This is a genomic window from Corynebacterium sp. HMSC05C01 (assembly GCF_001807155.1).
Lineage (GTDB): Bacteria > Actinomycetota > Actinomycetes > Mycobacteriales > Mycobacteriaceae > Corynebacterium > Corynebacterium coyleae.
Window position 1 is genome coordinate 1 of the sequence record NZ_KV787926.1, and the last position, 20,722, is coordinate 20,722.

The window sequence follows — 20,722 nt, forward strand, 5'->3', positions numbered from 1 at the left end:
GGATAACTCCAACACCAAATTCCACAAACCGCTGGTGAGAAGTACTATGTGCGTCGTGACTGTTCTGATCGTTGGTCTTGGGAATCCTGGCCCTCAGTATGAAAATACGCGTCATAACGCGGGTGTGGTCGTCGTCAATGAGCTTTTGGAGCGCACCACCCCGATGCCCGCAACCTTGTCGGCACACAAGCGCACTAACACCGAGGTGGCGGAGTTGGCGGCGGGACGCCTGGCCAAGGACCGTGTGATCGTTGCGCGCACGCGCAGTTTCATGAATGTTTCGGGCGGGCCGGTGAAGGCGCTCGCAGATTATTTCGGCGTGAAGCCGGAAGACGTGTATGTGATTCACGACGAGCTCGATCTGGACCTCGGCGAGGTGAAGATCCGTCTCGGCGGTGGCGATCACGGCCATAACGGGCTGAAGTCGGTGACCAAGGCGCTAAACAAGCCGTACAACAAGGTCGCCGTCGGCATCGGTCGCCCGCCCGGACGGATGGCGCCGGCGGATTATGTGCTGAAACCATTCAGTACAAAAGAGCAGGTAGATCTCGCAATTGCGGCTGCGGACGCGGCGGATGAGATTCTGCGCGCGTTAGGCTAGCGGCATGAGACTTGCAACGATCAGGACTGGAAACACCACCACCGCGGCACGGCTTATCGACGACACCCGCGCCGTCACACTCAACGCCCCCGACGTCGGCGCACTTTTGCACGCGGGAAAATTCGAGGAGGGCGAGGAGTTCACCTTCTCCCCCGCTGATTTGGCGCCGGTGATTCCGCGCCCCGGCAAGATCATTTGCGTGGGGCTAAATTACGCGAAGCATATCGAGGAGATGGGGCATGAGCAGCCGGATGTGCCGACGTTGTTCATTAAGTTCCCGGAGGCGCTCATCGGACCGTACGACGACGCTGAGGTGCCGGACTTCAACGCGGAGTCGTTGGATTTTGAGGGTGAGTTGGCGGTGGTCGTCGGTAAGCGGGCGCGCCATGTGTCCAACGGCGCGGATTACATTGCTGGCTACAGCGTGATCAACGACTACACGCAGCGCACGTATCAGAAGCGCACGCAGCAGTGGCACCAGGGCAAGTCGTTGGAGAAGACGGCGGGGTTCGGCCCCTGGGTGGATACGCAGTGGCAGCCGGGTCCCGCGATTACGACGACGGTTAATGGTGAGGTGATGCAGCATTCGCGTACCGACGACCTCGTGTTTACCCCCGCGAAACTCATCGAGTTCATCTCGCATTTGTATCCGCTGGAGCCGGGCGACGTGATCGCCACCGGCACTCCGGACGGCGTTGGTCACGCCCGCAACCCGAAGCGTTACCTCAAAGATGGCGACACGGTGCGTGTTGAGATCGAGGGCCTTGGTGCGATCGAGAACACGACCCGCGTGATTTCTTGCTAGCCTCGTGCCCATGAGCCAGCACGCGATGTTGACCAGCAAGTATCCGCCGTCAGATAACCTCTACGAATCGCAGTCACGCGAGGGCGACATCTCGCTCATGCTGTGCCATGGGTGGAGTACCGGCGAGATCGAGGCGTTTTTTGAGGACGATAACGGCGGCGATCCGGTCCCAGGGCTCGATGTGCTTATCGACGACATCCGCGCCGAGTACGCCAACCTCATCCCCAAAGCTTCCGAGGACGCGCGACGCCTTGATACGCTCCGCGATGCTCTGGCTGAGCGCAACCTCGCGTTCTCGTTCGACGAGGGGCTTACTCAAAGCGACTGCGCCGAGGAAGCCGCCGAACAGGCAGAAAATGATGGCCGCAGCGGCTATGTGTACTGCACGAACCAGGACGTGGATCGGGTCATCCACACCGGCGAGCTTTACTTCGGGTTTAGCTCCGTTGAGGCGGCCGAATCGCTCATGGAAGCGCTTCGCGGTGTTGGCATGACCCCGATGTGGGGCGGCAAACCTACCGAGCGTGTGGCGTGTGAGGGGCTCGTCGTCGAGCTCCCGCTCGCGGATTAGAAGCCGAGCTGATCGAGCAGGCGAACTTCTGCTTCTGCGATTAACTGCAGCGGGAACAGCAGAAGGAGAAACGGTGCGGAGCTCAGCATCACCCCAGGAGCTTTCTCCGTCCCGCTCTTGTTGGCACCGCCGTTGAGTTGGTCGGCGCCGTTGATGATGTTGGTGACAAGGAAGTTGTAGAGGCCCCAGGCGCTGCCGCTGTAGGCACGGTCAGTGTTGGCATTCGCGGCCGGGGCCGCTGGTGCCGCATTCGCGGCCGGGGCGAGCGCGCCCAGTGCGAGCGCGCCGGTCGTTGCAGTGGCAATTGCGATCTTGGAAAGCTTCATACCTCTCTCATCGCAACAGCTGTCTAGGGCGTTAGCATCCGCTCGATCTCGGCAGCCGGTGCAGCCATCAATGCTCCCCGATCGGCGCCGACGAGGCAGTAGTCGTTATCCCTGGTCATCGGCCGTAAATACGGGTAGGTCGGCGGCAGGTCAGGATTTTCCCGCGTGAAATCTGTTTCCACACCGCTCGCCCACCGTCCGGAAAAGGCACGGGAGACCACGGCGGGTGTGTCGGTGCGCAGGAGTTCGCGGTTGTGTTGGCTGGTGCCGGCTTCGTCGGCGAGGAGGAATGCGGTGCCGCAGGCGACGGGCACGTCGAGCGCTGCCACGTCTTCGGCGTTGCGGATGCCACCGGCGGCGATCACGGGAACGGTGGCGAGGGGCCGCAGATCCGCGAGCAACTCCGGCAATGAGCGCTGGTCAGGGTCGTCGTGTTGGCTCCAGGTGCCGCGGTGGCCACCGGCGCGTGGGCCCTGGATGATCACGCCATCGACTCCCCTGGCTTGGGCTTCGCGCAGTTCGGCCTCGTTGGTTACTGTCGCCCAGGCTTCCGAGCCGACCGCATGCAGTTGTGCGATCTCGGTTTCGGTGAAGCAGCCGAACGTCGAGGACACAACGGCGGGTGCGGCCTCCAGCACGGCGGCGAACTTTTCGGCGTAGTCGGATTCGAGCGCCGGAACTTCCTGTTGGAGGTGGTGGGCGGTGCGGTGGACGTCGTCAGGCAATGGCTCGGGTTGTGGCACGAAGAGGTTCGCGCCGAACGGTGCTTCGCACGCCACTAGCCATGAACGTGCCTGGGATACGCTGCAGGTGCCGAGCGCGATGAAGCCGAACGACACCGCGTTGACGAGTTCGGGTGTGGATGGTCCGCCGGCCATGGGTGCTGCGATCACGCGTGGAAATTCCATGGGTACAGTGTGGCACGTGTTTGGTTTTTTCAGACGTCCCAAGGCTGATTGGCTGGTTGTGGGGTTGGGTAACCCGGGTGCGGAGTATGCACGCACGAAGCACAATGTGGGCTTTTTGGCGCTCGACGAGTTGCCGAAGCTCGATGGTGTGGCGCGTTGCAAGCCGCAGACGTATATGAATCTGTCGGGTGAGGCGGTCGCTCCCCTTGTCCGGAAGTTCAACGTGCCGCCGGAGCGGGTCATTGTGCTTCACGACGAGCTCGATCTCCCAGCCGGCAAAGTCCGCGTGAAGTTGGGCGGGAACGAAAACGGCCATAACGGTCTGAAGTCGATTACGGAGCACCTGGGGACGCGCGATTACGTCCGCGTGCGCATTGGTATTGGCCGCCCGCCAGCGGGTACGGCGGTGCCTGATTGGGTGCTCAGTGAGGTTTCCGGCGACGAGGACATCGCAACCGCGGCGGAGGCCGCCCGCCTGATCGTCGCCGAGGGGTTAGCGAAGGCGCAGAACGTTATCCACGCGCGCTAATTGCCTGTTCTAGGTCGGCAAGCACGGTGCCCAGCGCGTCGGTGTTGGCGGCCTTTTCTTCCTCGAGGTCGGTGCCGAAGATGTTGATGCCCACCTGGTTGCGGATGTCAAACATGGAGAAATTCGCGACGATCTGGCGCCAGTGCTCGATCGCACGGATCGCACCGGTGCCGCTGTAGCCGACGAAGGCGACCGGCTTGCCTGCCCACTCGGAGGCGAGTGAGTCGAAGGCGTTTTTCATGGTGCCGGGGATGGAGTGGTTGTACTCGGGGGTGACGAAGACGAAGCCGTCGCAGGCGTCGATGGCGTTTGACCAGGCGGTGACGGCGTCGTGCTCGTATTGTTTGTTGGCGGCGCCCGGCACGGTGGCGGCGGTGAGCGCCGGGACGTTGAACTCTGCGAGGTCGAGGAGTCGGTACTCGACGCTGTCGCGGGCGTTGCCGGTGTCGCGTACCCAGTGGGCGACACCTTCGCCGACGCGGCCTTGACGGATGGATCCTAGAATTACGCCAATTGTTGTCATGTACGCGACTGTACTCGGTGGGTGGGTCGTCGATAAGCTAGCGCCCCATGAGCACTGTTTCCGAGGCCGCCCGCCGCCGCACGTTCGCTGTTATCGCCCACCCGGATGCGGGTAAGTCCACGTTGACGGAGGCGCTGGCGCTGCATGCGCATGTGATTTCGGAAGCTGGCGCGGTGCACGGTAAGGGCAACCGCAAGTCGACGGTGTCGGACTGGATGGAGATGGAAAAGGAGCGCGGCATTTCCGTCGCATCGTCGGCGCTGCAGTTTGAGTACGCGCCGGAGGGGCACGAGGGCGAGCCGTATGTGGTCAACCTCGTCGACACCCCGGGCCACGCGGACTTTTCGGAGGACACCTACCGTGTGCTTTCCGCCGTGGATGCCGCGGTCATGCTGATCGACGCGGCGAAGGGCCTCGAGCCGCAAACCCTGAAACTGTTTCGCGTGTGCAAGGCGCGCGGCCTGCCGATTGTCACGGTGATTAACAAGTGGGACCGCGTGGGTCGTGAGCCGCTTGAACTTGTCGACGAAATCGTTACCGAAATCGACCTCCAACCCACCCCTCTGTACTGGCCGGTAGGCGAAGCGGGTGACTTCCGCGGGCTCGCGCACGTCTCCTCCGATGGCGAGATCGACGGGTACGTACACTTCACCCGCACAGCCGGCGGTTCGACGATTGCGCCAGAGGAGCACTACTCCGCCGACGAGGCCGCCGCGAAGGAAGGCGACGCGTGGGACACCGCGCTCGAAGAAGCGGAGCTTTTACTTGCCGACGGCGCCGTCCACGACCAGCAGCTCTTCGAACAGTGCATCACCTCCCCCATCATTTTCGCCTCGGCGATGCTGAACTTCGGCGTGCACCAGATCCTGGACACGCTGTGCGCAATCGCACCGGCACCCGAGGGCCGCGCCTCCGACCCAAAGGCCGTGGAGGCATCCACGACCGCGATGGATACCGAGCGCGAAGTTGGCGACGACTTCTCCGGCGTGGTGTTCAAGGTCCAGGCCGGCATGGATAAGAACCACCGCGATACGTTGGCGTTTATGCGCGTGGTCTCCGGCGAGTTCGATCGCGGCATGCAGGTCACGCACGCCCAGTCGGGCCGCAGCTTTTCCACGAAGTACGCCCTGACCGTCTTCGGCCGCAACCGCGACACCGTGGAAACGGCGTTCCCGGGCGACATCATTGGCCTGGTCAACGCGGGCGCGCTGGCGCCGGGCGACACGATCTACGCCGGCAAGAAGGTCCAGTTCCCACCAATGCCACAGTTCGCACCGGAGCACTTCCGCACGCTGCGCGCGAAGTCGCTGGGTAAGTACAAGCAGTTCCGCAAGGCGCTCGAGCAGTTGGACGCCGAGGGCGTCGTGCAGATCCTGCGCAACGATACGCGTGGCGACGCCGCCCCGGTCATGGCCGCCGTCGGCCCCATGCAGTTCGAGGTCATGCAGGCTCGCATGGAAAACGAGTACAACGTGGAAACGGTCACCGAGCCGATCCCCTACTCGGTGGCCCGGCGCACCGACGCCGATTCCGCGCCAGAGCTGGGCCGCCAACGCGGGGTGGAAATTTTCACGCGTACAGACGGCGAGATCATCGCGCTGTTCGGTGACAAGTGGAAGCTGGCTTTCGTCGAGAAGGAGCACCCGGAGCTCACCATCGAGCCGCTCATCGCCGACTAGCGCTTCGCGGTGAGGAACTCGCGCATCGCGGGCCAGTCGCGCTCCACCTGGGCCTGGCCGGCAGCGTAGTTCGCCCACAGTTTCTCCGCGTTGAGCTCGGTGGACTCCACTCCCATCGCATCGGGGAAGAAAATGTAGGCGTTGCCGGCTGCCGCTTCGTCGATAAGCGACTGCTTCGCAGCGTTGTAAATGCCCGGCCGAGCAATCATGGCGTCGGCGACTTTCGGCGTGCTGCGCATGATGCGACGCACGGCGCGCTCGCGCTTTTGCGGCCCCTTGACGTAGTCGCGCGGGCGGGTGAGCACGGCGAGGAAACGAGTGTAGCCGGCGGCGCGGGCGGCGTCGATAAGCAAACCGCCCGAGGTGCCCAGCGCGCCATCGACGTAGGGCACGCCGTCGATCTCGCGCATCTTCATCAGGACCGGCATCGTCGACGACGTCCGCGCGGCGAGGGCGACATCCTCCAAAGTGCGCAGGTTGTCGCGGTTAAACGCCACCGTCTCCCCTGTGTCGGCGCGCACGGCCTCCACGTGGACCTCCTCGGTGGTCCGGGCAAACGCGTCAAAGTCGAACGGCAGGACGTCCTCGGATTGCTCGTACGCCCATTCGCCGTTGATCAGGCCCTTGCCTCGCACCACAGAGCGCCAGCCGCCGAACTTGGGGTTACCCGGAAACTCCGTGAACGCGTTTTCAGAGCGCCACGTGTCGCGGGAGACGAAGTTCAGCGCGTGGACCGAGCCTGCGGAAATGCCGCCGACCCAGCCGAACTGGACCTCCTCCGCGATGAGCTTTTCCACCACGGGTGCGGTGTAGGAGTTGCGGGTGCCACCGCCCTCAAAGATGAGGGCGGTGTCGCGGGCGTCAATCATGCCCGCGAGCCTACGCGCACGCCCGTGGCACTTTCAACGGTGTTCAGTGTTACGGCGTCAGCGCGCCGCCGGTAACCGCAAGCGTCTCACCGGAGATGTACGACGCGTCCTCGGAGGCGAGGAACACGTACGCGCCGGCGAGCTCGGCCGGCTGTCCTGGTCGTCCGATGTCGGAGCCCTGGGCGAAGTTGTCGACGACCTCCTCCGGCTGCCCCTCAGCGGGCTGGATCACGGTCCAGATCGGCCCCGGCGCAACGGCATTGACGCGGATTCCCTTCGATGAGAGGAGCTCGCCGGCCCCCTACTCATGGCCTACATCACGCCTGTCCAGGATTTCGTCGGCGGCGCGGTCGGTCCACCGGCGGGTCTGCAGCCGCCACGCCGCCCCACTGTTGGAGCGTGGTGGTGCCTGGATGTGGCGGCGTGAGTCCATGCCGTGTTGGAGTTCTTTGGCGCGTAGGACTTCGGCGTCGATTTTTACGCCTTCGAGCAGCACGATGTTCATCAACCAGATCAGGGCGAGTACCGCCAGGACGGTGCCGAATGCGCCGTAGGTGCTGCGTATGCCGACGAGTTTGAGGTACCAGGAAAACCCGATCCATAGCGCACCGATGACGAGGAGCGCGCTTGCGGATCCGAGGGTGAGCAGGCGGAATTTGCCGGGTTTGACGTTGGGGGCGAAGTAGTAGAGCACGGAGACGAGCGCGATTGAGACCACTGCGATGACGGGGGTGCGCAGGTAGTCCCAGACGGGGAGGAAGATTGCGGTGAGGTAGTGCAGTTCGTCCTCAAGTCGTAGGGGTCGCGCGATGGGTTCGAATACGGCGTTGACGATTGAGTCGGTCAGCAGGGCCCCGAGCACGATCACCAATGCGCCAATGACCAAAACGACCGTGACAAGCCACATGGTTATCCATGTCACGACGAGTGGGCGGCCTTCGGTGCGTCCGTAGATGAGGTTGGCGTTGCGGGAGAAGGATCGCACGTACGCGGATGCTGACAGGAGCGAAATCACCACTGACACTGCCAGGGCGATGGTGCTTTCTGCTGGGGTGGCCACGATGACTGTCAGGAGACGCAGGGCTTCTGATTGCAGTTGCGCCGGTACGTATTGGGCGATGAGGTCGGTGATGATCGAGTCGGCCATGTCGTCGCCACGCGGCATGAGCAGGCTGAAGATGGAGTATGCGGCGAGCAGTATCGGCGCGACCGACAGCAGGGTGTAATAGGTCAGGGTGGCGGCGCGGTCCACCATGGCGTCGTTGGAAAAATCGGTGATGACGCGGCGAAAGACGGATGTCCACCCGGCGCGTGTGAGGCGGTTGCCGCGGCGCAGTGGTGTTTCGTAGTCGTGGGGTGTGACGACGAGGTCGCCGGTGCCGTACGACATCACCATGTCGACGCGGTGCGATTCAGACATACTGGTCACCTTATACACTCCCTTGTCATGGGAATTATCGACCGCGCGCGTGAACTTTTCGGGTTGAACCAGCCTCGGCTGGTGGAGTTGCCGGGGCGGGTGGTGCCGGTGGTCGTCGATAAGCTGCAGGTGCACACGGCGCGGCTTGCGCCCGATACCAACGAGAAGATCATCATCGTGACCACCTCAGCGAGGGCACTCGAGGAGCTTTCGCGTATCGACGACGCCGTGCAACTCACCTCCCCCAACGAACGCTCCGTCACGTTCGTGCCGGTAGACCGCAGGTCCGAGCCTGTGCTGGATCCGAAGTACGGCTGGATCATCCCCGTCACACGTGAGACCGCCGCCGAGTTTGCGGGGTTAGCAAAAGGCCCAGGCGAGCACGAACTTTCGACGCTGCACCTGGGCCTTATCCTGGAGTAATACGGCGTGACTAAACCAGTCCGATCCAGTTCCAGTAGGTGGCGGACAGCAGCAGGATGAGCAGGTAGGCCACGATGGTCAGCGGGATACCGGTGCGCAGGAACTGCTTGGAGGTAAACGCTCCGGTGCCGTAGGCCAGCATGTTTTGCGGTGCGGAGACCGGCAGCAGGAAGCCGAAGCAGATGACGAACTGCTGGATGATCACGAACCCGATGCCGCCGTTGGGTACGTCCAGGGTGGCTGCAAGGGCGATGAACACAGGGATCAGCGCGGAGGCAAGCGAGGTCGCGGAGGCGAAGCCCAGGTGGATCAGGATGTTAAACAGCGACACCAGGGCGATTGCGGCGAGGATCGGCATGGAAGATAGGCCGATAGCGCCGAAGGTTGCCTCAGACAGCCAGGTTGCAGCGCCAGTGTCCAGCAGGAACTTGCCCAGGGAGATGCCGGCGGCGAACACGACGAGGGTGCCCCAGTTGATCTGCTGCTGGGCGTACTTCCAGTCCATGACGCCGATGACCGGCATAAGCATGAAGCCGACGGCGACGATGGTGATGGTTGCGGAGGAAATCGGGTGCAGCACGCCTTCGGTGGCCCAGAAGAACAGCAGCAACACTGCGATGGCGGTGAGGCGCTTCTCAGCGCCGGTCATGGGTCCCATTTCCGCGAGCTGCTTTTCGACGAGCTCACGTCCCCCATCAATCGACTCCACCTCAGGCTTAATGGCGGCACGCATGATGAAGTACAGGGCGATGGACATCAGGATCGACCACGGTGCGGCCCAGATGAACCACTGGCCCCAGGAGACGGTCTGGCCCATTTGGTCTTCGATGAAGCCGACAGCCACGAGGTTTTGCGCCGCAGCGGTCTTGATGCCGACGTTCCAGATGGACACCGCCTGGGTTGCCGTAATCACGAGCAGCGCGGCGAGCTTGGATTCCTTGGCCAGACCGAAGGCGGCCACCATGCCCATGAGAATCGGCACGACGGCGCCGGCGCGTGCGGTTGCGGACGGGACAAAGAACGCCAGGATGATCGAGATAACAATCGCTCCGATGACAATGTTGGAAACTTTCTCGCCAGCGAACTTCAGCACATACAGCGCCAGGCGACGGTGCAGGCCGGTTGCCTGCATGGCGGTTGCCAGCGCAAGTGCCGCAGCAACAAGCGCCACCGCCGATGACGAGAAGCCGCTCATGGCGATGCTCAGGCCCTTGGAGGCACCGATCGCTTCGCCTGTTTCGGGGTCCACGGCGAACGTGAGCATGATTGCGATCAGCCCGACGATCATCACTGCGCTGACCGGGTAGGACACGGCCTCGGAGACCCACATGATCACGGCAAACGCAAGCATGCCGAGTGCGATCTTCGCTGGCATGGCAAGCCCTGCGATGGGGGTCAGGATCACAGCGGCCAGTGCGATAAATGAGAGGAAAAACGCGATCGTTTTTCCTGTGTTGAGTTTGTTTGAGGTTTGTTGTTCGGGGCTGTCTGCGGGGGCGACTGCCGTTGTCACGGTCTTCCTCCTTGAAGTGGTTGTTCCTGCATAAACATTAGTCTCACCAAATCGGCCTTCAAAATGTGACGCGTGTACTGTTTGCCCTGCATACGGGCGCGTAGCATGGCCATCATGGGCTTGAGTTCACTGTTGACGTACAACATCCATCATGGTGCACAAGATTTCCGCAATGCGCTCGGCAACGGCGCCGCTGACGCCTGGTTGCCTGCATCGTGGCAAGCGTCGCTAAACGATCTGAGCCATTCTGTCGTGGCGTTATGGGATTCGGTCATCAACGCAATCTCCATCATCGTTTAAACGGCACACCCGGTTCGCAGGACCGAGCTTTCTGGTACAAACGTAGATAATGTTCACAACACTTTGTTGCCAAAAGGAGTTTTTCCCATGAAGGCCCTCTACAGAGCCGCAATCTTCTACCTCGCCTTCGGCCTGATCTCGGGCGTGTTCTACCGCGAGTTCACCCGCGCCAACAACTTCCCAGAAGGCCAGTTCACCCAGCTCAGCGTTACCCACACCCACCTTTTGGCCCTGGGCTTCATGATGTTCCTCATCTTCCTCGCCCTAGAAAAGGTCTTCACCTTCTCGCGCAATAAGAAGCTTTTCAATATCTTCTTCTGGCTCTACAACGCAGGTTTGCTCACCACCGTGTCCATGCTGATCCTGCACGGCTCGATGACAGTGCTGGGCAAGGAGTCGGGCGCGGCGATCTCCGGCATCGCAGGTTTGGGCCACATCATGCTCACCATCGCGTTGGTCATCTTCGTGGTGCTGCTGGGTCGCGCCATCGATAGCCCTACCCGAACCTCCGAGGCAGCGTCGGCGAACTAACGCGCTACCCTCGCGGCATGAACACTCTCACGCCGATTCAGCAACGCCTCACCGACCGTTTCTTCCGCTACGTCCGCACGGAAAGCCAATCCGACGCTCTCGCCACTACAGTCCCGTCCACCGAAAGCCAATGGACGTTTGCGCGTTTGCTTGTCGACGAGCTCTCCACCGCCGGGGCCACCGACGTCCACTTGTCCGACACGTGCGTGGTCACCGCGAAGATCTCCGGCACCGGCGACGGCCCCGCGATCGGCTTCTGCTCCCACCTGGACACAGTGGATGTAAACCTCTCCCCCACGGTCAATCCGCAGCTAACCCATTACGAAGGCGGGGATATTTGCCTCAACGCCGAGCGCGACCTCTGGCTGCGCGCCGCCGACCACCCGGAACTTGCAGCGTACGAGGGCCAGCCGATCGTCCACACGGACGGCACGAGCGTGCTTGGCGCCGACGACAAGGCCGGCGTGACCGCGATCATGGAGGCGGTCACCGAGCTCGGCGGTCAGACCCCACACGGCGACATTTACATCGCGTTCGTGCCGGACGAGGAGATCGGCCTGCGCGGTGTACGCACGATCGATTTTGACCGCTTCCCCGTCGATTACGCCTACACCGTCGACGGCGGCGAGCTCGGCGAGGTTGTAGAGACCACGTTCAACGCCGCCACCGCCACCATTACCATCGCCGGCGTCAGCGCCCACCCGATGAACGCGAAGGGCAACCTGGTCAACCCGATCACACTGGCAATGGAGTTTGCCAACCAGCTCGACGCGCAGGAAACGCCCGAGCACACCGAGGGGCGTGAGGGCTTTATCTGGCTCAACGGTATCGACGGCAACCAGTCCACCTGCACCATGCAGTTGAGCATCCGCGATCATGACCGCGAAGGCTACGAGGAAAAGAAGCAGCGTCTACGCGCGCTTGCCAGCGACCTTGCCGCAGCAAACCCCCGCGCCACCATCACCTGCGACATCGTAGATGTCTACGCGAACATCTCCGACGCGAAGACCCCCGAAAATTCCGTCGGCTCCGAGCGACTGCACGCTACGATGCGCCGCCTCGGCATCGAGATTAAGGAGATCGATATGCGTGGCGGCACCGACGGGTCATGGCTGTCCAACCAGGGTGTCTACACCCCGAATTACTTCACCGGCGCGCACAACTTCCACTCGATCTACGAGTTTCTGCCGGTGCCTTCCCTCGAGCGCTGCTATGAACTCACCCTCGCCCTGATGCGTGGCGAGTAACCGGCTCACTAAGCACGCTTGATGCTGGTGCTCGTCTTGTGCATGAGCTCAGTGTCAAGTTCCTCGCGCGTGTGGCGTTTTCGGCCACAATTACTGCTGCGTTGCTCGGTTCCCTACGAGATGCACAATATATTGTGCATCCCGGCTCTGGTGTTGGGGCCGGTTGTGGTTTAGGCTCGTCGATACGCGGAAGCAAAATGGGGGCTTCCGCCCGACACCCAGGGGGGATAATTATGGCTTTTCGTGCCTACGAGCTTTACTACCTCGATTCTTACGACGAGGAAGTCGATGACCTTGTCACCATGTACGACTACGACGAGGACGACTACAGTTTCGACGACGACATCCGCTGGCACATTGACGACGACTACATCATCGAAAACGGCCTCCGCGTCGCAATACTCATCCACGACCCGGACACCCACGAAATCGACTGCGCGTTGCTCCAACCGGACAACCCACGCGCGCCCGATTGGTATGGCGTGGAGGAGATGGCCAACGTCATGGCCGAAGTCCAGCGCATCATGGTCGCTCACGACGACTACACGGTCAGTATCGTGCCACCGCAGGATCCCGCGTTCGCGCTCACGGCGCCTCGCGTCTTCCCTGCGGAAGATCTCACGGCTGCGACGGTGATGATGCTCGGCGACTCGCAAGACAACGCCTGGTACAGCGCCTTTTGTATCGAGTTCACACCGAACCTGAAGTCCGACGAGTCGTTCCCAGTCGCCGTTTTTGTGTACGACCCGCGCGATAACTGCCTTGTCAGCAAGAGCTTCACCGGCATCAACCCGTTCGCGCCGGAGGCGTTCAACCGGAGGCAACGCAGGATCGTCGAGCGCAAACTCGACGAGATCTTTGCGGCAATCGACTCCTCAAAAACCGCAACCCAACCCGTGAGCCCGTTTGCCAACCTCGGCCCGCAATTCCGTGCATCGAGGCTGCCCTCCGTCGAGGCGGTCGGCCCCGACCACGCGCTCCTCCAAACACTTGAGAGGCTTCTGGCCTGGTGGCAGGAGCAGGCAGCCTAGGCGTTAGATCATGCGCTAAATCATGCCCTGGCTCATCGCCCAGCCGGCGAGCGCAGCGCCAAGGCCGCCGATAGCGAGCAGCACGCCGATGATGATCGCCACTGGCGAGACCGCACCGTCGCCGTTGGCCGGCGGCTGCTGCGTCTTCGGCTTCTGCGCCGCCGGTGCATTGCTCGTCCCTTCGGTCTTGTCCTTCGGCTGCAGCTTCCTGCGGGCCATGTCCTTGACGTACTCCGGGGCGTCGGAGGCAAGCACCTCGGCAAGCACCTTCGCCATCTCTTCGCGGGTGTAGTTCAGCGCGGAGACGTTGTAGGACTGGCTAAACACTTCCGTTCCGCGCGAGTTTGTAACCACTACGCTCAGCGGAACGACCGGCTTGTCCAAAAACGCCGCGCGGTCGAGCTTGATGTCTACCTGCTTCTCGTCGCCGACTTTGCCGGCAGGCTTCAGGTCGTAGCTTTGTTGGAACACTCCCGAGCCGTAGTTGACGCTGACCTTAAACCGCTCGTCCACGTCTCCCAGGTTGGAGATGGTGCCGCGCAGGACGTTGTCGTCGCCAAGCTGTGCGACGACGCCATTGTCACCGTTCGCGGTTTCGTTGAGACGAAAGCCTGCCTTGTACTTGTTATTGCTTGCCGCGTTGATGACCAGTTCCTTGACGTCACCTTCGGTCAGCACCGGCATGCTTTCCTCGCCGTGCGAGTGGTCGTGATCGTGGTCGTCTTTGTCGTTTTCCTTGTCTGTCTCGTCGTTCACTCCGATGTGGCCTTGGCCAACGTTCGCGCCTGGAAGGTTCAGGTTCGCCCAGTCCGCCGGGATCTGAAACTCCCTGCCGGTCTCGTCGTGGCCGTGCGTTTCCTTTTCGGCAAAGTTGAACTGGTTGAACTGGTGCGCGTAACTCATCACCGAGTTGTACTCTTCGAGGTCATCGCGCGCCGGTGCCGTGTTTGACTCCACGTGCGCGCCGTAGTGCAGCAGGTTCAGGGTGTGGCCGAACTCGTGCAGGATCGTGTTGCGCAGCTGCTCCTGCGTGGTCATCTCAGGATGGTTCGCCACGAAGAATACGGAGTCGTTGACCAAAGCGAGGCCTGTCGAGGAGTCGCCGCGAGAAATCGTGTCGCCGATGACGCCAACGCGGAAGACCGCCTTGCGTTCTCCCAGCAACCGTTCGCGTGCCGAGATGAATTGGTTTTGCGCATACAGCGCGTAAGCCCATTCGTCTTTGGCCAACTTCGGATCGGCCAACCCTGGCATGAATTCTTTGGCGTAGTCCTCGGTCTTGCCGCCCTCGCGGTCTGCCTCCTTCATGCTGGACATCGAGGAACTGACGTACTCCGGCCCCGCAACGATGTGGAGATTGATGCCTTGTTTGGCGAAGCGCTCCTCCAACTGCTTGAGGATCTCCGGCGACGGCGCATAGTCCTTCGTGTTTGCACGCGCACAGTCGGCGAACTGGGTAAAGCCCTCCACGGATGCCGCGAAGGATTCCTTCCGATCGCACTTGAGTTGTTCCCACTCGGATCGCATCCAGTGCAGCTGCAGGAACAGGTCGGGTTTGTTTTCGTCGGCGCCCCACTGGTGGATTGGCAACGATTTGCCTGAGGAGAGTTTCATGCCGACGCGTTCCCACGAGTTGCGCAGCCCGTCGCCGTCGGAGTCGAACGCGGCTGGCTGCGGGATGAAACGCGCCTGGGTTTCGGCCTCGAGTTTCTCACCCGCTGCGAGGCTCTTGCTCCAGCGTCCGGCCTGGTAGCGCGCGTCGTTGTCGTTGCGGCTCTCCTTGGCTTTCTCAGCGGTCGGTCCTACGCCGAACCGGTCGGCGTTCGCAAACTTCACGCGTGCGGTGTGGCCGGGCTTTTCCGGGGAGACGCGAATTTCGCCGTCGAAGTATTGCTGCGCGCGGAGTTGGCCGTGGTTGCCCATGATGTCGCTTACGGCTTCGACGCGGACATTGACCGGGGCGCCCGAGACGTTGGTGGCGGTGACGGTGTACTGGATGATGTTGTCGAAAATGTTGATGGTGCGTTTGACCTCAACACCGTTAAACGTCTGGGTGTAGACAACCGTGTCGGTTCCGTCGTCTCTGCTGAGGGTTTCGGGCGTCGCGTTCCAGTCGACGGGCATTTTCGCCTCGTTGACGTACACGTCGGTGCTCAGCCCGTACTTGAGCACCTCGGCGGCGGCTTCGGGGTGGTCGAAGTCGAAAAGGCCGTGTCCGTCGGGGCGCACGGTCGCGTTGATGTACGGCGACCATGTGCTCTTCTGCTGTCCCTCAACCACAACCTGCCTGCCTTGCTGCGTGACCTTGGCCTGCGCGGGCACAACGCAGACGGGGGCGAGGGCGGCGCACAGGCCGACTGCCATTACTTTTGTGGAAAATCGCATGTTGTTGCCTACCTACCCAGTACCTGCATGATCTTGTCTTGGTTCAAAAATGCGGCGAATCCTACGCCGGCAAGCAGCGCCAGCGCGCCCACGAGGACCGCGATCCAGCCAACGCTTGTCGACGACCCCTTATCCTCAACCACCACTTTCTCCGGTGCCCTCGCCGTCAGGGGGACGTTGACCAGTTCGGAGGATCCGTCCGGGTAGGTCACCCGCACCTTGACGGAGGTGGTTTTGCCGTTGGGCACACTGCCGTTGGACCGGGCGGTGATACGGCCGGTTTTTTCGTCGATAGTTGCTGTCCAGCCCTGCTCGTTGAAGCCGTCGATGCTAAACCGCGTGCCCTCTGGCAGTTTCGACGAAGGTTCCGGACGAGCCTCGCCGCCGATAGGAACGTTCGCTCCAACATATCCGGCGTCAAACGTCGCCGCATCCGAAGGCACCGTGACCGTGGCGGTGATTTCGCGTGCGCTGCCGTCTGGGTAGCGCACCTGGATCAGCGGCTTGTAGGTTTCGTCGATCTCGGCGTTCTTCGGCGCCGTGATGCGCAGCGCGCCGGTGGATCTGTTCACACCGACCTCGAGGCCAGCGTTATCGATCACGTCGAAGACCGCCCCCTTGACCGCATCGCCAACAGCGGCGACTGCAACTGTGTTGCCCACCCGCACCGTGGTAGACGGGTAGGAGATGGAGTTTTTCACGGCGTGTGCAGAAGCGGTGGCCAAGCGAGCGCGCGCTTCAAGTTCCTTGGTGGAACCATCCTGGAAGTAGGCGATGACCTTGACCGTGAGCGGACGCGCGTTCACCTTCGGTGCGTTGACTCGCACGTCGCCGGTGTTCGCGTCCACCGTCGCGGACCAGCCGCCCAGGCTCGACCCGGATTTCATCTTGAAGGTCGTGCCCTCGGGCAACGCAGCGTCGCCGGTGCGCAGCACGGTTGCGCTCAGTCCCGGGACCACCATGATCTCGTCTTCGTAGCCGAGGTTTGCCAGGTCCGCCAGCATGGGCTCGCCGACCTCAAAGACGGCGTTGACCCTCTTGGAACTGCCGTCCGGGAAAGTGATCGTGACCGGGACCGTGTGGGAGCCGCGCTTTGCGTTGGCCTCCGGCTTGAACGTGATGCTGCCCTTGGCGTCGATGGTCACGCCCTTGGCGTTCGGCTTAAACGTTGTTCCTGCGGGCAGCACGCGGTCGTCGTATGTGAAGCCGCGCTCCACCACCTGCGCACGCGGCGAGCTCGAGGAGCGCTCCACACCAGCAGGCACCGGGGTTTTCGCCCATTCGACCGTGTAGCGATCGGCCATGGGCTTTTCTTCAGTCACGACAACCTCGACGACCTCGCGCTGGCCCGTCGGTGTGTTGACCTCTACGCGGTAAGTTCCGGGCGCGGCATCGCGCGGTGGCGTGGCGACGACCGTGCCGTCCTGCTCCACACGAATCCAGGAATCCTTCGGCGCAACCTGTTCCGTCTTGTGGCCGGAGATGACCTTTTCCACGCCGTTGGTGGTGAACCCAGACGGCACCGGGTCACTGCTCCCCTTACGCGTCGGCGTGCCAATGCCTACCTCGCCGGCGTGCACCACCACAGGTGCCCACACGAACGGATCCGGCTGCGGGGCCGGATTCGACGTCGCCGGCTCCTTTTTCACCGTAATGCCCAGGTTAGACTGCTCGGTTGGCTTGACCGTGACCTTGCCGTCGTTTTCACGTGTGACGGTGTGGTTGCTCGGTGCCTTTGCGGTCACGGTGTAATCACCTGGGTAGAGGCCATCGATGACGTACTTGCCGTCAACCTTTTCTACCTTGCGGGTTTCGTTTTTCGGTCCACCCGTGATCGTGATCGACTCTGGCTCCGCATCACCCGTGACCGAGATGTTGACGGACCCCTTGACCAGCGCCACCGTGAGCTCCAGGTCGCGCGGCTTGTTCGGCTCGACACTGAAACGCTGGGTTGTTCCTCCGTGGTTGTCGCTGGATTCAACCTGCACGGTGTATTCGCCGGCGTGCAGGTTGCCCGCGTTAAACCTGCCGTGTGCGTCGGTCGTATCCTCGGCGACTTCCCCACCGTTCTGGGTGATGCGAATGGGGGCGTTGGCGACGGGTGCGGAGAGGTCGTCGAGAAGCGTGCCGCTCACCGCGTTGAGCGTCTTCACCAGGATTTCGCCGCTGCCGTGCCTGCCGGGCTGCAGTGTGACTTCCCGGCTGCCTTCGCTGTGGGTCTCGCTTTCGGCGGCTTTGGCCGTATAGGTTCCGGGCAGGATGTCCTCGACCGTAGCCATGCCTTCCGCGTTGGTATTCACCGTGCGCCCGGCGACATCAAGTTTGGCGTTGGCGACGGGGTGGCCGGTGTCGTCGACAACCTGCAAGACGAGGTCCACCTTGTCCAGCGCGAGCGCAAAGTCGTGCGTTTCGGTGCTGTCCTTTTTCACCTTCGCGGCCTGCGACGGCGCCGAATACCCTTGTAGGTCCGCAATCTCGACGGTGTAGGTGCCCGTTGGCAGATCAGCAATCGAGTACTCCCCGTTGACCACCGCCGCAGTCTTTTTCACGCCAGCGGTGTTCTGGTCTGCGCCACGGACCTGGATCTCGGCAGGTTGGCCACTTGGCAGTCCGGTGACGCTACCTGCGATATTGCCCAGGTTGCGCACAACGTTGAGCGTCTTTTCCGTCGTGTCATTCGGGTTGATGGTGACATCGCCACCACCTTCGATCGTGTAGCCTTCCGGTGCTTGCGTCCCAAGGGTGTACTCGCCCGGGTACAGGTCATTCAGGAAATAGTTGCCGTCGGCTTCCGCAATCGACAGGTACTCGGTGTTCGGGCCACCGTTGAGAAACACCTCCGCCGGAGCCACCGGCCCCGACGTGGCAACCTTGATGGCCCCGCGGTGCAGCGCAACCTTGAGCTTTACCGATTCGGTGTCCCCACCGGGCTCGACGGTGAAGGTTGTGCTCGCCCCGCCGTGCGTGTCGGTGTCCTCAATCTCTGCGGTGTAGTCGCCTGCAGCCAGCGCGCTGGCATAGAAGTTGCCCTCCGGAGTGATGGGGATAGTGCGGATGACGTTGGAGCCTTGCTTGACGACGACCTGCGCGTCTGTCACAGCCATACCAAGGTCGTCGACAACGATGCCGCCTACTTGGTTCAGCGAACCAACCTTCACCGTCACGGGAACATTGTCGCCCGGGTACAGCACAAACCCCTGGGATGCGCCGCTGTATTTGCCCCTGGCGGCAGCCACTGCGACGGTGTAGGCGCCAGGCGCGAGATCCCCAAACGTTGCAACGCCCTCGGTGTTGGTGGTTACGGTCCGTCCGTCAACGGTGACTGAGGCATCGGCGACTGGCCTGTTGGCGTCGTCGACCACCTTGATCACACCCGTGACGTTGTCCGCAATCACCGCGAACCCAACAGTCCTGTTTTCGTACTTTTCCACCTTGGCGTTCTGCGGGCCCGTGACGGAGTATCCGCGTGGCACGGAGTCTTTGATCACTTCGACGCGGTAGTCCCCGGTGGGCAGGTCCGGGAAGCTGTAGTGTCCGCCTGAGACGGTCTGTTCCAAAATCTCGGGACCCGTGACGCGGACCTTGACCTGCTTGTCGGCCGGCACGCCGGAGATCACGCCGGAGATGCTGCCCTTGTCGCGTGTGGCGGTGAAGTTTGCGTTCGCGGTTGTCGCGCGTTTGACGTCCACGTCTGCCGTTTGGGTCACCGAATACCCCTTCGGCAGCGACTCTGGGACGACCTCGAGCACGTGCTTGCCTACTGCCAGGTTCGGGATGGTGAACTCCGCGTTCTCATCGGTGTCTACGACAGTGTTCGTACCGACGACACGCACCTTCACCTTGGTGCGTTCCGGCAGCCCGTTGACCTTTCCGCTGACTTTGCCGTACTGCTGCTTGCGCTGCACAACGATCGGGTCCGCGATGCGGTTGACGCGCTGATCCTTAACGACGACACCATCGACCTCTGTCCCCTGACTGTCCTCAGTTTCGCCCACGACCAGCGTGTACTTATCCTCTGGATCCTTGGGCACCGGAACCTTGGGCACGGTGAAGTTACCGCTTTGATCAGTCTGGGCCGACTTACCGCCGACGGTCACACGTGCACCGGAGATGCCGACTCCCTTGTCGTCGATCACCCGGCCGGTGACGGTGATCGGGTACAGATCAAAATCCGGGGCGGTGGCCTCGTCCTTCCACGGCTTGGTCGCCGGACGCACAAAACCCTGCGGTGGTTGCACCTCAATCTGGTACGTCGCCCCCGGGTTGTTCGACGACAACCAGTAGGAGCCGTCATCTGCGACCGCTTCTTCGCCTTGGAGGTCCTCCCCTTTCAGCGACTTGCTGTTCACCAACACCTTCGGGCGGCCGACCGGCTCCTCGTCCGGATTATGCACACGCACCTTGCCCGTTGCAGACAGGTTGACAAACGGCATGGTGAAGCGCGAGCCACCACCGGCCATCGGGGTCGGATACGCACCGCCTTTCCCCCTGGCCCAAAGGATGAGCTGGTGATTCATATCAACCTGGACATCAGGCAGGTTGTAGCGCAGACGGATCGCGTAGTTGCCCGAGGGGGTCACTGAAACGCTGCGGTGGACGGTGACGTCATAGGTCTTTATCACTTGCGCGCGACCATTTTGAAACACCCGGTGTTCGAGTGTGAACTGCGAAGTCTCCGGAATCTTGTCAAACACCGGATCGCCCAGCGGTGCCGGCTCGATCTTTTTGAACACGGCTGGAGGTGTGGTCTCAGCAGGCACAAACTCGAGCGCCACCGTGTTTACCCGCATGGGCTTGCTAAAGAAGATCGCCCCGCGCCAATCTCGCTCAATACGAACCTCACCATGGATGATGCCGTCCTGCGGCTGTGGCGCGAACTGCGCGTGCGCGACCGGGGTGAAGGTACCCAGCGGGACTTCGGCGACCGTGCCGGCAAGCGCGAGCACCGTCGCAACTGCGGTGATGCGCATGCCCCGTGGGCGGTGTACGCGACGGGGGTCATCGGAATAGCGAGACATGGGCGTCATTCAACTTTCTCGAAGCAACGGCACGGGAAACGAA

General features: G+C 62.1%; 18 protein-coding genes and 1 pseudogene. 10 read left to right on the forward strand and 9 right to left on the reverse strand.

The window, feature by feature from the left end; translation table 11 throughout:
* Positions 1–55: 55 nt before the first annotated feature.
* From pth (HMPREF3145_RS00070) to HMPREF3145_RS00080, 3 genes are read left to right on the forward strand one after another with little or no spacing between them, the layout of a single operon-like run.
* On the forward strand, positions 56–601 hold the full coding sequence (gene pth, locus HMPREF3145_RS00070) for an aminoacyl-tRNA hydrolase (RefSeq protein ID WP_246817436.1): 546 nt from the start codon (positions 56–58) through the stop codon (positions 599–601).
* 4 nt (positions 602–605) lie between these two features.
* On the forward strand, positions 606–1,406 hold the full coding sequence (locus tag HMPREF3145_RS00075; RefSeq protein ID WP_070421241.1) for a fumarylacetoacetate hydrolase family protein: 801 nt from the start codon (positions 606–608) through the stop codon (positions 1,404–1,406).
* Positions 1,407–1,416: 10 nt separating this feature from the next.
* Entirely contained in the window at positions 1,417–1,977 is a 561-nt protein-coding gene (locus tag HMPREF3145_RS00080; RefSeq protein WP_246817438.1) for a DUF6891 domain-containing protein, read from the forward strand.
* Here the strand turns inward: HMPREF3145_RS00080 and HMPREF3145_RS00085 are convergent.
* Both HMPREF3145_RS00085 and HMPREF3145_RS00090 read right to left on the reverse strand, forming a co-directional pair.
* Positions 1,974–2,303: a hypothetical protein gene (locus tag HMPREF3145_RS00085; RefSeq protein ID WP_070421243.1), complete on the reverse strand. Its 330-nt coding sequence runs from the start codon at positions 2,301–2,303 to the stop codon at positions 1,974–1,976. The genes HMPREF3145_RS00080 and HMPREF3145_RS00085 overlap by 4 nt on opposite strands.
* A gap of 23 nt (positions 2,304–2,326) precedes the next feature.
* A complete protein-coding gene (locus HMPREF3145_RS00090) occupies positions 2,327–3,211 on the reverse strand; it encodes an NAD(P)H-dependent flavin oxidoreductase (protein ID WP_070421244.1) in 885 nt (294 codons plus the stop codon).
* A gap of 16 nt (positions 3,212–3,227) precedes the next feature.
* Between HMPREF3145_RS00090 and pth (HMPREF3145_RS00095) the strand changes: the two genes are divergently transcribed.
* Positions 3,228–3,740: an aminoacyl-tRNA hydrolase gene (pth, locus tag HMPREF3145_RS00095; RefSeq protein ID WP_246817441.1), complete on the forward strand. Its 513-nt coding sequence runs from the start codon at positions 3,228–3,230 to the stop codon at positions 3,738–3,740.
* Here pth (HMPREF3145_RS00095) and HMPREF3145_RS00100 read toward each other — a convergent pair.
* The gene (locus tag HMPREF3145_RS00100; protein ID WP_070421246.1) at positions 3,724–4,263 is read right to left on the reverse strand and encodes an NADPH-dependent FMN reductase; all 540 of its coding nucleotides are present in this window, start codon (positions 4,261–4,263) and stop codon (positions 3,724–3,726) included. The genes pth (HMPREF3145_RS00095) and HMPREF3145_RS00100 overlap by 17 nt on opposite strands.
* 47 nt (positions 4,264–4,310) lie before the next feature.
* Here HMPREF3145_RS00100 and HMPREF3145_RS00105 point away from each other — a divergent pair, with 47 nt between their 5' ends.
* Positions 4,311–5,942 carry a peptide chain release factor 3 gene (locus HMPREF3145_RS00105; protein ID WP_070421247.1) on the forward strand — a complete coding sequence of 544 codons (1,632 nt, stop codon included), beginning with the start codon at positions 4,311–4,313 and terminating at the stop codon, positions 5,940–5,942.
* On the opposite strand, the gene HMPREF3145_RS00110 is transcribed toward HMPREF3145_RS00105, so the two are convergent.
* From HMPREF3145_RS00110 to HMPREF3145_RS00120, 3 genes and pseudogenes are all read right to left on the reverse strand, one after another.
* Positions 5,939–6,811, reverse strand: a complete 873-nt coding sequence (locus HMPREF3145_RS00110; protein WP_070421248.1) for a patatin-like phospholipase family protein — start codon at positions 6,809–6,811, stop codon at positions 5,939–5,941. The two genes, HMPREF3145_RS00105 and HMPREF3145_RS00110, sit on opposite strands and share 4 nt — an antisense overlap.
* 49 nt (positions 6,812–6,860) lie before the next feature.
* Positions 6,861–7,091, reverse strand: a pseudogene (locus HMPREF3145_RS00115) (SDR family oxidoreductase); the annotation flags it as partial.
* Between the two features lie 21 nt (positions 7,092–7,112).
* Positions 7,113–8,231 (reverse strand): YihY/virulence factor BrkB family protein, encoded by a 1,119-nt coding sequence (locus tag HMPREF3145_RS00120; RefSeq protein ID WP_070421250.1) that lies wholly within the window; start codon positions 8,229–8,231, stop codon positions 7,113–7,115.
* A gap of 27 nt (positions 8,232–8,258) precedes the next feature.
* Here HMPREF3145_RS00120 and HMPREF3145_RS00125 point away from each other — a divergent pair, with 27 nt between their 5' ends.
* The gene (locus tag HMPREF3145_RS00125; protein WP_070421251.1) at positions 8,259–8,654 is read left to right on the forward strand and encodes a hypothetical protein; all 396 of its coding nucleotides are present in this window, start codon (positions 8,259–8,261) and stop codon (positions 8,652–8,654) included.
* A 10-nt stretch (positions 8,655–8,664) separates the two neighbouring features.
* On the opposite strand, the gene HMPREF3145_RS00130 is transcribed toward HMPREF3145_RS00125, so the two are convergent.
* Positions 8,665–10,167, reverse strand: a complete 1,503-nt coding sequence (locus HMPREF3145_RS00130; RefSeq protein WP_070421252.1) for an SLC13 family permease — start codon at positions 10,165–10,167, stop codon at positions 8,665–8,667.
* 105 nt (positions 10,168–10,272) lie between these two features.
* On the opposite strand from HMPREF3145_RS00130, the gene HMPREF3145_RS00135 reads away from it, so the two are divergent.
* From HMPREF3145_RS00135 to HMPREF3145_RS00150, 4 genes are all read left to right on the forward strand, one after another.
* Positions 10,273–10,467: a hypothetical protein gene (locus HMPREF3145_RS00135; protein ID WP_070421253.1), complete on the forward strand. Its 195-nt coding sequence runs from the start codon at positions 10,273–10,275 to the stop codon at positions 10,465–10,467.
* A gap of 87 nt (positions 10,468–10,554) precedes the next feature.
* The gene (locus HMPREF3145_RS00140; protein WP_070421254.1) at positions 10,555–10,998 is read left to right on the forward strand and encodes a DUF2871 domain-containing protein; all 444 of its coding nucleotides are present in this window, start codon (positions 10,555–10,557) and stop codon (positions 10,996–10,998) included.
* Positions 10,999–11,015: 17 nt separating this feature from the next.
* The gene (pepT, locus tag HMPREF3145_RS00145) at positions 11,016–12,245 is read left to right on the forward strand and encodes a peptidase T (protein WP_070421255.1); all 1,230 of its coding nucleotides are present in this window, start codon (positions 11,016–11,018) and stop codon (positions 12,243–12,245) included.
* 233 nt (positions 12,246–12,478) lie between these two features.
* Positions 12,479–13,276: a hypothetical protein gene (locus HMPREF3145_RS00150; RefSeq protein WP_070421256.1), complete on the forward strand. Its 798-nt coding sequence runs from the start codon at positions 12,479–12,481 to the stop codon at positions 13,274–13,276.
* 15 nt (positions 13,277–13,291) lie between these two features.
* Here HMPREF3145_RS00150 and HMPREF3145_RS00155 read toward each other — a convergent pair whose 3' ends face one another.
* Both HMPREF3145_RS00155 and HMPREF3145_RS00160 read right to left on the reverse strand, forming a co-directional pair.
* A complete protein-coding gene (locus HMPREF3145_RS00155) occupies positions 13,292–15,661 on the reverse strand; it encodes a zinc metalloprotease (RefSeq protein WP_141740754.1) in 2,370 nt (789 codons plus the stop codon).
* An 8-nt stretch (positions 15,662–15,669) separates the two neighbouring features.
* The gene (locus HMPREF3145_RS00160) at positions 15,670–20,679 is read right to left on the reverse strand and encodes a carboxypeptidase regulatory-like domain-containing protein (protein WP_210384116.1); all 5,010 of its coding nucleotides are present in this window, start codon (positions 20,677–20,679) and stop codon (positions 15,670–15,672) included.
* Positions 20,680–20,722: the final 43 nt, after the last annotated feature.

Coding starts and splice junctions, on each gene's coding strand:
- HMPREF3145_RS00110 (WP_070421248.1), bottom strand. CDS start 6,811: ATGATTGACGCCCGCGACACCGCCCTCATCTTTGAGGGCGGTGGCACC.
- HMPREF3145_RS00085 (WP_070421243.1), bottom strand. CDS start 2,303: ATGAAGCTTTCCAAGATCGCAATTGCCACTGCAACGACCGGCGCGCTC.
- pepT (WP_070421255.1), top strand. CDS start 11,016: ATGAACACTCTCACGCCGATTCAGCAACGCCTCACCGACCGTTTCTTC.
- HMPREF3145_RS00160 (WP_210384116.1), bottom strand. CDS start 20,679: ATGTCTCGCTATTCCGATGACCCCCGTCGCGTACACCGCCCACGGGGC.
- HMPREF3145_RS00155 (WP_141740754.1), bottom strand. CDS start 15,661: ATGCGATTTTCCACAAAAGTAATGGCAGTCGGCCTGTGCGCCGCCCTC.
- HMPREF3145_RS00125 (WP_070421251.1), top strand. CDS start 8,259: ATGGGAATTATCGACCGCGCGCGTGAACTTTTCGGGTTGAACCAGCCT.
- HMPREF3145_RS00140 (WP_070421254.1), top strand. CDS start 10,555: ATGAAGGCCCTCTACAGAGCCGCAATCTTCTACCTCGCCTTCGGCCTG.
- HMPREF3145_RS00080 (WP_246817438.1), top strand. CDS start 1,417: ATGAGCCAGCACGCGATGTTGACCAGCAAGTATCCGCCGTCAGATAAC.
- HMPREF3145_RS00075 (WP_070421241.1), top strand. CDS start 606: ATGAGACTTGCAACGATCAGGACTGGAAACACCACCACCGCGGCACGG.
- HMPREF3145_RS00120 (WP_070421250.1), bottom strand. CDS start 8,231: ATGTCTGAATCGCACCGCGTCGACATGGTGATGTCGTACGGCACCGGC.
- HMPREF3145_RS00090 (WP_070421244.1), bottom strand. CDS start 3,211: ATGGAATTTCCACGCGTGATCGCAGCACCCATGGCCGGCGGACCATCC.
- HMPREF3145_RS00135 (WP_070421253.1), top strand. CDS start 10,273: ATGGCCATCATGGGCTTGAGTTCACTGTTGACGTACAACATCCATCAT.
- HMPREF3145_RS00150 (WP_070421256.1), top strand. CDS start 12,479: ATGGCTTTTCGTGCCTACGAGCTTTACTACCTCGATTCTTACGACGAG.
- HMPREF3145_RS00100 (WP_070421246.1), bottom strand. CDS start 4,263: ATGACAACAATTGGCGTAATTCTAGGATCCATCCGTCAAGGCCGCGTC.
- HMPREF3145_RS00105 (WP_070421247.1), top strand. CDS start 4,311: ATGAGCACTGTTTCCGAGGCCGCCCGCCGCCGCACGTTCGCTGTTATC.